The 12,969-nt window shown below is 74.6% G+C and carries 9 protein-coding genes; 5 read left to right on the top strand and 4 right to left on the bottom strand.

Going from position 1 to position 12,969, the window contains the following annotated elements:
* Nucleotides 1-585 precede the first annotated feature (585 nt).
* Complete coding sequence (locus ACSP50_RS07720; protein ID WP_043511016.1) at nt 586-903, bottom strand: hypothetical protein; 318 nt, start codon at nt 901-903, stop codon at nt 586-588.
* Between ACSP50_RS07720 and ACSP50_RS07715 the strand changes: the two genes are divergently transcribed.
* Nucleotides 902-5,104 carry a WG repeat-containing protein gene (locus ACSP50_RS07715; protein WP_155123453.1) on the top strand — a complete coding sequence of 1,401 codons (4,203 nt, stop codon included), beginning with the start codon at nt 902-904 and terminating at the stop codon, nt 5,102-5,104. The genes ACSP50_RS07720 and ACSP50_RS07715 overlap by 2 nt on opposite strands.
* Nucleotides 5,105-5,125: 21 nt before the next feature.
* Nucleotides 5,126-6,124, top strand: a complete 999-nt coding sequence (locus tag ACSP50_RS07710) for an aldo/keto reductase family protein (protein ID WP_014688596.1) — start codon at nt 5,126-5,128, stop codon at nt 6,122-6,124.
* Between the two features lie 13 nt (nt 6,125-6,137).
* Here ACSP50_RS07710 and ACSP50_RS07705 read toward each other — a convergent pair whose 3' ends face one another.
* Together ACSP50_RS07705 and ACSP50_RS07700 are read right to left on the bottom strand one after the other, a co-directional pair.
* On the bottom strand, nt 6,138-6,929 hold the full coding sequence (locus ACSP50_RS07705) for a site-2 protease family protein (RefSeq protein WP_014688595.1): 792 nt from the start codon (nt 6,927-6,929) through the stop codon (nt 6,138-6,140).
* Nucleotide 6,930: 1 nt separating this feature from the next.
* Nucleotides 6,931-7,128, bottom strand: coding sequence for a hypothetical protein (locus ACSP50_RS07700; protein ID WP_014688594.1), 198 nt, complete (start codon nt 7,126-7,128; stop codon nt 6,931-6,933).
* A gap of 82 nt (nt 7,129-7,210) precedes the next feature.
* On the opposite strand from ACSP50_RS07700, the gene ACSP50_RS07695 reads away from it, so the two are divergent.
* Both ACSP50_RS07695 and ACSP50_RS07690 read left to right on the top strand, forming a co-directional pair.
* Nucleotides 7,211-9,112, top strand: coding sequence for a bifunctional adenosylcobinamide kinase/adenosylcobinamide-phosphate guanylyltransferase (locus tag ACSP50_RS07695; protein ID WP_043511013.1), 1,902 nt, complete (start codon nt 7,211-7,213; stop codon nt 9,110-9,112).
* Nucleotides 9,109-9,867: an adenosylcobinamide-GDP ribazoletransferase gene (locus ACSP50_RS07690; protein WP_014688592.1), complete on the top strand. Its 759-nt coding sequence runs from the start codon at nt 9,109-9,111 to the stop codon at nt 9,865-9,867. Before ACSP50_RS07695 ends, ACSP50_RS07690 begins: the two co-directional genes overlap by 4 nt.
* A 354-nt stretch (nt 9,868-10,221) precedes the next feature.
* Here the strand turns inward: ACSP50_RS07690 and gcvT are convergent, their stop codons facing one another.
* On the bottom strand, nt 10,222-11,313 hold the full coding sequence (gene gcvT, locus ACSP50_RS07685; protein ID WP_014688591.1) for a glycine cleavage system aminomethyltransferase GcvT: 1,092 nt from the start codon (nt 11,311-11,313) through the stop codon (nt 10,222-10,224).
* A 120-nt stretch (nt 11,314-11,433) separates the two neighbouring features.
* Between gcvT and ACSP50_RS07680 the strand changes: the two genes are divergently transcribed.
* Nucleotides 11,434-12,966 carry a leucyl aminopeptidase gene (locus ACSP50_RS07680; protein WP_014688590.1) on the top strand — a complete coding sequence of 511 codons (1,533 nt, stop codon included), beginning with the start codon at nt 11,434-11,436 and terminating at the stop codon, nt 12,964-12,966.
* Nucleotides 12,967-12,969 lie beyond the last annotated feature (3 nt).

Below are 12,969 nucleotides of genomic sequence, written 5' to 3'. Positions count from 1 at the left end.
TCCGGCGCGGCCCGAACACGAATCCGGGTTCGGTGCCGGACGACGGGCGATGCCCGAGGCCGGGCGGTCCGGAGACGGGTCGCGGCCCGTGTCGCCGGCCTACGGCAGCGCGCGTCCCGCGCCGGCCGAGGCGTTCCCGACTCGCGGCGGGCGGGCGCCGGAGGGGCCGTTCGACCTTCGACCGATGCCGCAGGAACGGAACAGCCCGGCGCCGACCCGGCCCGCGGCACAGCCGATCCGGATGACGCCACCGCAGCCGGCGGTGCCGCCGGCAACGATGTACCCGGACGGGCCCGGACAGACTTCCGGGCGCCCCGGCCAGACTCCGGGACAGCATGGTGTCCGGCCCGACCAGGGAACCGGGCAGCCCGGCATGCGGCCCGATCAGAGGCCCGGGCAGCCGGGCATGCGGCCCGACCGGGGATTCGGACAGCCGGGCGCTCGACCCGACCAGGAACTCGGACAGCCGCGTAGGTGGCCCGATCCCGAGGCGGGGCAGGGTCCGATCCGGCCCGGGCGGGTGCCCGGGCGTGCCGATCAGACGCCGGTCACGCCGGGGCACGGTCAGGTTCCGGGGGCGCCGGGCTACGGTCGTGAGAATCGTGGCTGGGCCGCCGACCAGCCGGTTTCCGGGGTCGCGTCGGCACCGGTCTCCGGAATCGCCGCCCCGCCCGTTTCCGGGATCGCGCCCGTGTCGGGGGTCGCGGCCACGCCCCCACCCGGGATCGCGCCGGTGTCCGGGATCGCCGCCACGCCCCCACCCGGGATCGCGCCGGTGTCCGGGATCGCCGCCACGCCCGCACCCGGGATCGCGCCGGTGTCCGGGATCGCTTCCGCGCCGGTGTCCGGGATGGCGTCCGGCGGGCAGTGGCCGGTGGACGACGACGAGCGCAACCGGCTCATGGATACGCAGCGAATCGACTTCGGGGATCATGGGGTGCGCAAGCCGGTCCCCGCGCCGGAATCCTTCGCCGGGTCGCAGCCGGTGGCCGTGCCGGAACCGATCACCGCGCCCGATCCGGTGGCTGTGCAGCCGCCGGTGACGCAGCCACCGGTCGAGGCGCCGCGCGGTGCCTCGCAGCCGGTGGCCGTGCCCGAGCCCGCGGCGACGGAGCCGCGGGGGCTGGGCTGGCTGTTGTCGATGAGCGGGCTCGGTGCCGAGATGCCGGTCCCGGAGACCTCACCGCTGGCCGCGCCCGAAGAGACCGTGGTCGTGGAGAGCCTGCCCCCGACCGGCTGGTTCGCGCCGTCCGTCGACGACGAGGAACCGGCCGTACCCGAGGCACCCGACAGCGAGACGCCGTCCAGCGCTCCCGGCGCACGGTGGGAAGGCGGGGCAGCGAGCGCTGAACGGGATGCTCAGCCGGCGGGCGAGCTGGAGATCCGCGTGCTCGACCTTCAGGTCGACGGCGTGGTGGACAGCGGCGTGGCCGATGCCGAGGCGACCCAGGCACGTCCGGCCGGGGAGGACGCCGGGCATTCCGGCGCGGCGTGGGACCTGACCGGGTCGGGACGGGCCGAGGATCTCGCGGGTCTGGCTGCGCGCGACGCTGACCGGGGAATGCTTCCGCGGGCGGGAGCCGGGCGGCATGAGCGGCCCGGATTCGATGAGCCGGACGAGTCCGGGGCGGGCACGGAGGTCGGGGAGTACGCCGAGGACGTACGGCCGGGACGGCATGGCCGGGTGGAGGCCGAGCCTCCGGTGCCGGTCGTCACCGGGATCTCGACGGAGACTTCGCCGCCCACGATCGATCCGATGGTGGCCGAACTCGCCGAGGACACCGCGCATCGGACGCCTGCCGGAATCGCCGGAGACGAGGTTTCCCCTGCGGCCGCGGGAATCGTCGGCGACGACGTTGCTACGACGACCACCGGAATCTTGGGGGACGACGTCGCTGCGACGACCACGGAAACGGTCACGGACGACGTCGCTGCGACGACCTCCGGAATTGCGGCGGAAGGTGCCCGAGAGACGGACGCCGGATTCGGCGGGGCGGACGTTCCGGAGGTGAGCGGCGGATTCGGCGGGACGGAGGTTCCGGAGACGACCGTCGGGTCCTTCGTGGACGAGGTGTCTCCCGCGGCGGTCGGGTCCGCGGAGGATGCCGCTCCGTTGGGCCCGGCCGAGCCGGTTGCGGAGGAAGATCTGTCCACGGTCGCCGAGTCGGTTGCCGAGGAGGTTTTCCGCACCGCGGATGAGCCGATCGAGGAGACCGCCGGGGTCACCGCGGTCGAGCCGGTCGTGCAGGAAGAATCCGGTGCTCCGGTCGCGGCCGCTGAACCCGGGGTGGACGGCGGTTCGGTGATCGCCGATGAAGACTTCGATGTGGCCGCCGGAAGCGCCGCGCTTGCCGACGACGTCGAGGGAGAGCGGGCGGGCGGCGATGCGACGACCGCCGCGCCGGCGGATGTCATCGCTGAGCCGGAGGCCATCGCCGGACCGGATGCCATCCCTGCGCCGGAGGCCGGCGCCGAGGCGGACGTTGTCACGGATGCGGAATCCGGTGGGGACCCGGGTTCCCTCAGGGAGACGGATGCCGCTGCGGATGCGGTCGTCACGCACGCCGGTGTCCTTGCCGGTGCCGAGGTCGTCGGGGACACCGGCGGCCGCGCCGAGTCCGGTGCGGACGGGAATGTTGTCGCAGAGTCCCCTGGTGACCCGGTGGGGCCGGCTACGGCAGGGCTCCCCTTGTCGGGGGTGCCGGTGTGGCCTCCCCTTTCGGTGGCAAGCGTCATCGCCAGTGCCGTTGCGGCCGGCACCCGCTCGGCCGGTGAGGATGACAACGAGGCTGACCCGGTGGGTACGGCCCACGGCGCGGCCCCGGCAGTCATCGCTGAAAGCGACGCTGGCTCCGCGGCAACCGCTGAAGGCGACACCGGCTCCGCGGCCACCACTGAAGGCAACGCTGACGCAGCGGGCACCGCTGAAAGCGACACGGGCTCCGCGGGCACCGCTGAAAGCGACGCTGACGCAGCGGGCACCACTGAAGGCGACGCTGGCTCGGCGGATTCGGATGCGGGTGATGCCGATTCCGCCGGCGAGGTTGCGGCGCTGGGCGCCGGGGTGCTCGGCGGGGAGGTGAGGGACGGCGGCGCCTCGGGCGACGTGGCGAGTGCTGGTGCGGGACCGGCGTCCGGGGACGCCCACGACACGTCCGAACCGGGGTCGACCGCCGCGCACCACCACGGCGGGACCGGGCCGGCCTTCGCGCTCGCCGACGACACCACGCCCGAGGCGTCCGCCGCCGTCTCCACCATCGTGGCGGAGACCGCCGCCGATGGGACGGACAGCGAGTCCGCACCGGGCGGGCCGGAAACGGGCGCGGAGACGGCTGAGATCGTCACCCCGGCGCCCGCGGGCCCGGACCCTGCCCCGGTCGACACCGAGGGCGTTCCGGACGCTGAGGACGCTCTCCCGGCGGATGCTCACACGGGGCACGCCGATGGTGGAACCGTCGGCAGTTCTGAGCGTGCCGCGGCGGCTGACGACCGTACCGGCAAATCGGCGGACCTCGCGACCGGCGACCGTGCCGAAGAGGCGGGTCCGGCTCCGGAGGAGGACCGCACCACAGAAGCGGATCCCGAGCCGCGGGAGGACCGTGCCGTAGAAGGGGATCCCGAGCCGCGGGAGGACCGTGCCGTAGAAGCGGATCCTGCGCCGGAGGACATCCGCGAGAAGGCGGCGGATGCCGCGTCGTCGCGGGAGAGTCCCGCGGCAGCGGCGGATCCGGCGCCGGTGACCGGCCGGACCGAAGAGGCGGACGAGGCGCCGATCCGGCAGCGGCGGGAGCAGCGGGCCCCGGCTGACCGGCGCCGCGCCGATCCGGAGGAGATCCTGGCCGCCTATCCGTGGATGTTCGATCCGCGGACGCTGCGCGAGCAGGTCGACGAGCCGGACCGGCTGTGGGATCTCAGTGACCGGCTGACCGACCGGCTGGAGTTCGCCGAGCGGGACAACGTCCGGGCCGGGCTGCTCAGCCTGCGGGCCGTCGTGGGGCGGGTGCTGGGTGAGCTGGACGACGCTCTCGCGGACGGGCGGGCCGGGCTGCGGCATGCGGAGGCGAGCGGGGAGGCGCGGACCGTCGCGGTGGCGCGGGCCCGGCTGGCGCACGTGCTGCAGTGGCGGGGTGAGTTCGCCGAGGCGGACCGGCTGTATGCGGAGGCCGACTCGGCGGAGCTGCCGGCCCGGGTGCGGGCCGAGATTCGGGAGCTGGCCGGGCGGTCGGCGTTCGAGCAGGGCCGGTTCCTGGAGGCGGTGAACCACTTCGAGCGGGCCCTGGACCTGTGCCGGGACAGTGATGCCGAGCTCGTCGAGCGGGTCGAGGTGGCCCTCGACGTGATGGCGCGCCGGTCCGGGGACGGCTGGGGACCGTATCCGCGCAGCCGGGAGCAGCTGCTGAACCTGCCGCCGGCGCCGACGCCGCTGCGCGACGACGGCACCGGGCTGTGGGGGTACGCGGCGGCGGTGGAGCCGCGGTACGCGCAGGCGCAGCCGTTCGCCGAGGGGGTGGCGTGGGTGCGCCGCCCGGACTCGCCGGCCTGGGAGCTGATCGACGCGTCCGGTGCGGTGCTGATCGGCGCCGACTCGGGCTACCGGGACGCCGGGAAGTTCGCCGAGGGGCTGGCCTGGGTGAGCCGGGAGGCCGAGGGCGGCTGGGTCGCCATCGACCGCGGGAACCGGCTGATCGTGCCGGGCGGGTTCGAGGAGGCGCGGCCGTTCCGGCGCGGGCTCGCCCTCATCCGGCGCGGCGGCTGGGGTGCCGTGGACAAGCACGGACGGATCGTGGTGCAGCCGAAGTACCGGCAGTTCAGCACGGTGCTCAGCGCGGGCGGGCCGATCGACGGGTTCAGCGACGAGGGTTTCGCGGTGGTGGACGCGGGCACCGGCGCCGGGGTGGTGGACCGCACCGGGCAGCCGGTGCTGCCGCCGGTGCACAGGGCCGTGGTGCTGCACCCGTCGGCGTTCCTGATCGCCGACGAGGCGGGGCGCTGGGGCGCGCTGGATCGGCAGGGCCGGCCGCTGGTGGAGACCCGCCACACCGAGCGTGCCGACGCGGTCGCCGAGGTGCTCAGGCTCAAGCCGGACAGCAGGCCGGTTCTCTAGTTACTCGATAGGCTTCGAGGTATGGAGTTCCGTCATCTCGGCCGTTCCGGCCTGCTGGTCAGTGAGATCGCCTACGGCAACTGGATCACCCACGGGTCCCAGGTGGAGGAGGAGGCCGCGCTCGCCTGCGTGCGCGCGGCCCTCGAATCGGGGATCACCACGTTCGACACCGCCGACGTGTACGCCGGCACCCGGGCCGAGGAGGTACTGGGCCGGGCGCTGAAGGACGAGCGCCGGGACGGCCTGGAGATCCTCACCAAGGTGTACTGGCGGACCGGGCCGGGCGCGAACGACAGCGGCCTGTCCCGCAAGCACATCATGGCGTCGATCGACGGGTCGCTGCGCCGGCTCGGCACCGACCACGTCGACGTCTACCAGGCCCACCGGTACGACCACAACACGCCGCTGGAGGAGACCATGGAGGCGTTCGCCGACGTGGTGCACTCCGGGAAGGCGCACTACATCGGCGTCTCCGAGTGGGACGCGTCGCAGATCCGCGCGGCCAAGGCGCTCGCCGACGACCTGCGGATCCGGCTCGTCTCCAGCCAGCCGCAGTATTCGCTGCTGTGGCGGGTGATCGAGGCCGAGGTGGTGCCGGCCTCGCAGGAGCTGGGGCTGGGCCAGATCGTCTGGTCGCCGCTGGCGCAGGGCGTGCTGACCGGCAAGTACAAGCCGGGACAGCAGCCGCCGGCCGGCTCGCGGGCCACCGACGAGAAGTCCGGCGCCGGTTTCATCGCCCGCTGGCTGCAGGACGACGTGCTGACCGCGGTGGCCCGGCTCCAGCCGCTCGCCGACGAGGCCGGCCTGACCCTGGGTCAGCTCGCCATCGCCTGGGTGCTGCACAACCCGAACGTGTCCGCGGCGATCATCGGCGCGTCCCGGCCGGAGCAGGTGCGGGACAACGTGAAGGCGTCCGGCGTGAAGCTCGACGACGGCCTGCTCAAGGCGATCGACGACATCGTGGAACCGGTGGTGACCCGGGACCCGGCGCTCACGACCAGCCCCGCGAAGCGGCCGTGAGCGCCGTGACCCGCTAGGTCCAGAACCGCATCAGGTCGTACCCGTCGCTGACCAGCAACGGGTTCAGCCCCAGGTGGTCGGCGATCCGGTAGACCACGTCGTAGAAGTATCCGCCGAGCGAGGTCTGCCAGAGCGCCACGAACAGCAGCAGGAAACCGAAGGGCGCGAACGTGTCCCAGGCCCGCCGGTACGCCGGGCTCAGCCAGGGACGCAGGATGCTGCCCCCGTCCAGGCCCGGCACCGGCAGGACGTTCAGCACGCTCGCGGTGATCTGCAGGAACGCGACCAGCGACAGCGCCTGCCAGAACGCGATGTGCCCGTCGAACACCGAGTCCGGACCCAGACCCATCAGGAACGGCAGGGCCGCCACCAGCGCGAGCAACACGTTGGTGGCCGGCCCGGCCGCACTGATCAGCGAATCCTTGGCCCGGCTGTTGATGTATCGGTGGTCGACCCAGACCGCGCCGCCGGGCAGGCCGATGCCGCCGAGGATCACCACGATCACCGGCAGCACGATGGACAGCACCGGATGCGTGTACTTCAACGGGTTGAGCCGCAGGTAGCCGCGCTCGGCCACGGTCAGGTCGCCGGAGAAGTACGCCGCGACCGCGTGCGCGTACTCGTGCAGGCAGAGCGAGACCACCCAGCCCGAGACGACGAACAGGAACGCGTCGAACCCGACGTTGCCGAAGCCCGTCCAGATCAGCACGCCGCTCACCGCGAAGATCGCGACGATGCCGACGAAGATCGGGCTCGGGACGAACGCGTTCCGCGGCGTGCGCGTGTACACCGGTTCGTAGGTCACGTCACTCCGCCGGCTGCAGGCTCATCTGATAATCGACCCGGTCGTCCTCGACCAGGGTGACCGTGCCGACCCCGCCGGCCTGCAACTGCCGCCACTCCTGGCCGATCCAGGACTCGGCGTCGGCCTGACTGCTGAACGTCTCGGCCGGACCGTCGACCGGTTTGCCGTCGACGTCTTCGTACCGCCAACTCCACGGCATTGAGCCGCCCCCTCACGTCGTACGTCGGTGGCCTTCCACCCTACGGCTTGTGCGTGTGCGGTCCGGCTCTAAGGTACGGGGCATGTCCGAAGATCGGTGGAGCAGCGTCCTGGTGCTCGGCGGTATCCGCTCCGGTAAATCCGCGTTCGCCGAATCGCTGGTGGCGGACGCGCCGGCGGTGCGATACGTGGCGACCGCGGTCGGCGGCGAGGACGACCCGGAGTGGCTGGCCCGGATCGAGGAGCATCAGCGGCGGCGCCCGCAGTCCTGGTCGACCGAGGAGACCGGGGCCGACCCGGCCCGGCTCACCGAGCTGCTGACCAGCGCACCGGCCGGTGACACGCTGCTCGTCGACGATCTGGGCGGCTGGGTGGCCGCGGTGCTCGACCCGGCCCGCCAGCCCAACGACGACGAGGCGGACGTGGCGGCGCTGGCCGACGCGGTGCGCGCCTGCGCGGCCCGGCTGGTGCTGGTGAGTCCCGAGGTGGGCCTGTCGCTGGTGCCGGTCACCCCGGTGGGGCGCGCGTTCGCCGACGCGCTCGGCACGACCAACCAGGCGCTGGCCACGGCGTGCGACGGCGTCGTGCTCGTGGTCGCCGGGCAGCCGGCCTGGATCAAGCGGGTCACCGCGCCCGCGGTGACCACCCCGGTCACCCAGGCGCCGGTCACGCAGGCGCCGGCCGCGCTGGTCACCGCGCCGGCGACGCCCGCGCCGCCGCCACCGCCACCGGTCGTGGTCACCCCGCAGGGGCCGCCCACGCCGGACGCCGACGAGGCCACCGTCGTGCTGCCGGCATCGGTCGCCTCGGCGGCGCTGGCCGGCGCCACGATGAGCCTGCCGCTCGTCCGGTCCGGGCTGACCCGGATCGAGCCGGGCATGGACCTGCCGATGCCCAGCGGCGACGCCGGCCCGGACGCCCGGGACCGGCTCGGCCGGATCGACCTGCCCGGCGCCGGCCTGGGCCGGCTCAGCGAGGCGGTCGAGTTCGCCGCCGCCACCCAGGACACCACCACGCCGCGCCCGTGGACGTCGGTGCGCCTGCTGGTGATCTCCGGAGCACACGAGGGCGGGGCCGCGGCCGGCGCCGACCCGGCCGACACCGAACGCCGGGTGGCCGAGACCGAGCAGGGCGGCGGGCTGCTCGGCCGGCTCGCCGGGCAGGCCGGGGCGGACCTCGCGGTGATCCGGGTCGCGGACTCCGGTGCGATGGAGGACGGCCCGGTCGCCGACGAGCAGTCGGTCGAGGCCGCCATCCGCCAGGGGTGGCAGCTGGCCGACGACGCGGTCGACGCCGGGCGGGACGCGGTGCTGCTCGCCGGGCTCGGCGTGGGCCTGGAGGCGGTCGCGACCGCGGTGCTCGCCGCGGCCACCGGCGCCGAGGCGGCCGCCACCCTCCCCCGGGTGCTGCAGCCCGGCGGGCGCCTCGACGATCACGCGTGGATGGTGCGTTGCGCCGCGATCCGCGACGCGCTGCACCGGATCCGGCAGGAGCCGCGGGGCGCCGTCGACATCCTGCGCCAGCTCGGCGGCCTCGACCTGGCGGTCGCCACCGGTGTGCTGCTCGGCGCGTCCGCCCGGCGGCTGCCGGTGCTCATCGACGGCCCGCTCGGGATCGCCGCCGGGCTGGTCGCCCGGGATCTCGCCGGGCAGACCCGGCACTGGTGCCTGCTGCCCGAGGCGGGCACCCTCGCCCTGGTCAGGCAGGGCGCCGACGTGCTCGGGCTGACCCCGGTGCTGGAGCTCGGGCTGGACCTGGGCGAGGGCGCCAACGCGCTGGCCGCGCTGCCACTGCTGCGCGGCGTGCTGGGGCTGGCAGCGGCGCTGCCGGTGCACCCCGGTCTGCTCGCCGGGCACGAGGACGCCGGGCTCGCCGACGCCTACGCGGCCAGCCTCGGCGACAGCGACGCGACCGCGGATGCCGCCCTGGACGTGCTGGACGACGGCCCGACCAGCTTCGGCAACCCGGCGCCCAGCCGCTCGTGATCCCGGGCGCCGGGCGGCGCCTGATCGACGGGGTGCGGCTCGCGGTCACCACGCTGACCGTGCTGCCGGTGCGCGGCGGGCGGGTCGACCGGCCCACCGCCGGCGTGGCGATGGGTATCGCCCCCGTGGTCGGCGCGCTGCTCGGTCTGGTGCTCGCCGGACTCGGCGGGGGTCTGCGGGCGCTCGGCGCCCCGGCGCTGGTCGCGGCCGGGGTCACGGTCGCCGCGGGGGGCCTGTTCACCCGGGGCCTGCACCTGGACGGCCTGGCGGACACCGTGGACGCGCTGGGTTCCTACCGCTCCGGCCCGGCCGCCCTGGAGATCATGAAGAAGCCGGACATCGGGCCGTTCGGGGTGGCGGCCGTCGCCGCCACCCTGCTGATCCAGGCCGCCGCGATCAGCGCCCTGTCCTGGTGGCCGATCGTGATCGCCTGGACCACCGGCCGTCTCGCCATCACGGTGGCCTGCCGCCGCGGCGTCCCCTCGGCCCGCCCCGGCGGCCTGGGCGCCATGGTCGCCGGCACCCTGCCCACGCCGGCCGTCCTGGGGGCCGCCGCGGTCGTTCTGGCCGCCGCGGTGCCCGCCGTCCATCACCGCCCCTGGCAGGGACCCCTGGCGTGCGCGGTCGCGCTGATCGCGGTGCTGGCCCTGCTCCGCCACTGCACCCGCCGACTCGGTGGCATCACCGGCGACGTGCTGGGTGCGTGCGCGGAGCTGGCCACCACGCTCACGCTGATCACGCTGACCCTCGGCTGAAAGCCGACGGCGCGGTCCGCCACCCGCGCCCGCGCCGCGCGCGATCGCCCCGCGGCGCCCGATCGCCCCACGGCGCCCGATCACCCCGCAGCGCCCGATCGCCCCACGGCGCCCGATCACCCCGCAGCGCCCGATCGCCCCACGGCGCCCGATCACCCCACGGCGCCCGATCACCCCACGGCGCCCGATCACCCCACGGCGCGGCCCGCACCCCACTGCCGGCGCCGGCCGGCAGGCCGCGGGGCGGTGCCGGTTGAGCGCGGCGGGCGGCCTGGCGGCGTACACCGCAAAGGGTGAAAAGAGGCCCGGACGCCGGCGGCGCCGGGCGGTCCGCGGTGGCCGCGGCGTCGCGGGTCAGCGGACCGAAGGCGTCACGAACGGGGGTTTGACCAGGCGCGCCCCGGTCCGGCGGCCACGGATGTCGATCTCGACGGTGGCGCCGTCGGGCAGGTCCGGAGCGGTGTCGATCAGGGCGAGGGCGATCCCGATCTTCTTCGTCGGGGAGAACGTGCCGCTGGTGGTCTCGCCGATCGGGGTGTCACCGGCGAAGACCGGCATGTGGCCGCGCGGGATGCCGCGACCGGTCAGCTCCAGGCCGCGCAGGGTGCGACGCGGGCCGGCCGCCTTCTCGGCGAGCAGGGCGTCGCGGCCCCAGAAGGCCGGTTTGGACCAGCCGACCGCCCAGCCGGTCCGGGCCTGGACCGGTGTGATGTCCAGGGAGAGCTCCTGACCGTGCAGCGGGTAGCCCATCTCGGTGCGCAGCGTGTCGCGGGCGCCGAGCCCGCACGGGCGGACCCCGGCGGCGATCAGCGCGTCCCACACCGTGAAGGCCGTGTCCCACGGGACGACCAGTTCGTAGCCGTGCTCGCCGGTGTACCCGGTGCGGCAGACGACCAGCGGCGCGCCGGCCAGGGTGGCGCCGGTGAACGACATGTACTCGTGGCCGGCGGGCAGCCCGAGTTTCGCCACGACGTCGGCCGAGGCCGGGCCCTGAACCGCGAGGATCGCGAAGTCACGGTGCTGACCGGTGACCGTGACGCCGGGCGGGGCGGCCTCGGCCAGGCGGCGGACCACCTCGGCGGTGTTCGCCGCGTTCGGGATCAGGAAGACGTCGTCCGGACCGTAGAGGTAGGCGATCAGGTCGTCGACGACGCCGCCGGAGGGGTCGCAGCAGAGCGTGTACTGCGCCCGGCCGGGGGCGATCCGGTGCAGGTCGTTGGTCAGGCACGAGTTGACGAACTCGGCGGCACCGGGGCCCAGCACGCGGGCCTTGCCGAGGTGCGACACGTCGAAGACCCCGGCCGCCTCGCGGACTGCGGCGTGCTCCTTGAGGACACCGCCGCCCGCGTACTCCAGCGGCATCTCCCAGCCGCCGAACGGCGCGAGTTTCGCGCCCAGCGCGACGTGGCGTTCGTGCAGCGGAGAGCGGAAGAACTCGGCAGACATGAGACTCAACTTACCGGTGACCTTGGGTCTGGTTAGAGTCGCGGGGAATACCAAGTGTTTCCCACCAGCCGGGAGCACCGCCCGCCCGGCGGCCCGGCCCCGACGTCGTGGAGTGCCCGAGTGACCCAGCCCACCCTCAGCCTGGTCGACAGCGACCCGGCCGAATTGACGGTCGATGCCATCGTCATCGGCCTGCACAGCCAGCCCGACCAGGACGGCGCCCTGCTCCCGGCGTCCGGCGCGGAGAGCATCGCCGCGGCGTTCGACGGCCGGCTGACCGCGACGCTCGCCCTGCTCGGCGCGACCGGCGCGCCGGGTGAGGTGACCAAGCTGGCCACCCTCGGCACGATCACCGCGCCGCTCGTGGTCGCCGTGGGCCTGGGCGACGAGCCGTCCGGCTCCGCGCCCGACCTGGAGACGCTGCGCCGCGGCGCCGGCGCGGCGGTCCGCGCGCTGGCCGGCAGCACCCGGGTCGCGCTGGCCCTGCCGGTGCCCGACGACGCCGACGCCCCGGCGGTGCTGCGCGCCACCCTGGAGGGTGCGCTGCTGGGTGGCTACCGGTTCGCCGGCTACAAGACCAAGCCGCAGAAGGGCCACCGGGAGCCGGTCGCCGAGCTGCAGGTGCACGTGCCGGACGCGGCCGACGAGGCGGCCACCGCCGAGCTGACCCGGGCCGCGGTGGTCGGCCGCGCGGTCCGGCTGGCCCGCGACTGGGTGAACATGCCGCCGAACGAACTGCGCCCGGCGGGCTTCGCCGACCGCATCGCGGCCGAGGCCACCAAGGCCGGGCTGGACGTCGAGGTGCTCGACTTCGACCAGCTCAAGGCCGGTGGGTACGGCGGCATCGTGGCGGTCGGCCAGGGTTCGGAGGCGCCGCCACGGCTGGTCAAACTGACGTACGCGCCGGAGGGTGTCGCCGAGCCGAAGCGGGTGGCGCTGGTCGGCAAGGGCATCACCTTCGACACCGGCGGGGTCAGCATCAAGCCGGCGGCCGGCATGTGGGAGATGAAGTCGGACATGGCCGGCGCCGCCGCGGTGGCCGCCGCCATGCTCGCGGTCGCGGCACTCAAGCCGGGCGTGGCGGTCTCCGGCTACCTGGCGATCGCGGAGAACATGCCGTCCGGGTCGGCGTACCGCCCGGGTGACGTGATCACCATGTTCAACGGCAAGCGGGTCGAGGTGTTCAACACCGACGCCGAGGGCCGCATGGTGCTCGGCGACGCGATCGCCCGGGCCTGCGCGGACGGCACCGACTACGTGTTCGAGGCGTCGACGCTGACCGGCGGCCAGGTGATCTCCCTGGGCAAGCGGATCTCCGGCCTGATGGGCTCGGCCGAGGCGATCGCGCTGGTCCAGGCGGCCGGTGACGCGGTCGGCGAGCCGGCCTGGCCGATGCCGCTGCCGGACGACGTGCGCAAGGGCATGGAGTCGGAGATCGCCGACATCTGCCAGACCAACGCCAACCTGGACCGGGCCGGGCACATGCTGCAGGGCGGCGTGTTCCTGCGCGAGTTCGTCGAGCCGGGTGTGGAGTGGGCGCACATCGACATCGCCGGGCCGGGTTACCACGCCGGTGAGCCCACCGGTTACTGGACCAAGGGCGGCACCGGGGTCCCGATCCGCACCCTGCTGCGGGTCGTCGAGACGCTGTGAGAA

The organism is Actinoplanes sp. SE50/110 (assembly GCF_900119315.1).
Classification (GTDB): Bacteria; Actinomycetota; Actinomycetes; order Mycobacteriales; family Micromonosporaceae; genus Actinoplanes.
Note: the sequence above shows the minus strand (reverse complement) of the source record. Positions and strands in the feature narration are given on the sequence as shown.

Bases quoted from the DNA above. Each gene is read 5' to 3' on its own strand.
- ACSP50_RS07715 (WP_155123453.1), top strand. From the start codon at position 902: ATGGATACGCAGCGAATCGACTTCGGGGATCATGGGGTGCGCAAGCCG.
- ACSP50_RS07720 (WP_043511016.1), bottom strand. From the start codon at position 903: ATGAGCCGGTTGCGCTCGTCGTCGTCCACCGGCCACTGCCCGCCGGAC.
- ACSP50_RS07710 (WP_014688596.1), top strand. From the start codon at position 5,126: ATGGAGTTCCGTCATCTCGGCCGTTCCGGCCTGCTGGTCAGTGAGATC.
- ACSP50_RS07700 (WP_014688594.1), bottom strand. From the start codon at position 7,128: ATGCCGTGGAGTTGGCGGTACGAAGACGTCGACGGCAAACCGGTCGAC.
- ACSP50_RS07695 (WP_043511013.1), top strand. From the start codon at position 7,211: ATGTCCGAAGATCGGTGGAGCAGCGTCCTGGTGCTCGGCGGTATCCGC.
- gcvT (WP_014688591.1), bottom strand. From the start codon at position 11,313: ATGTCTGCCGAGTTCTTCCGCTCTCCGCTGCACGAACGCCACGTCGCG.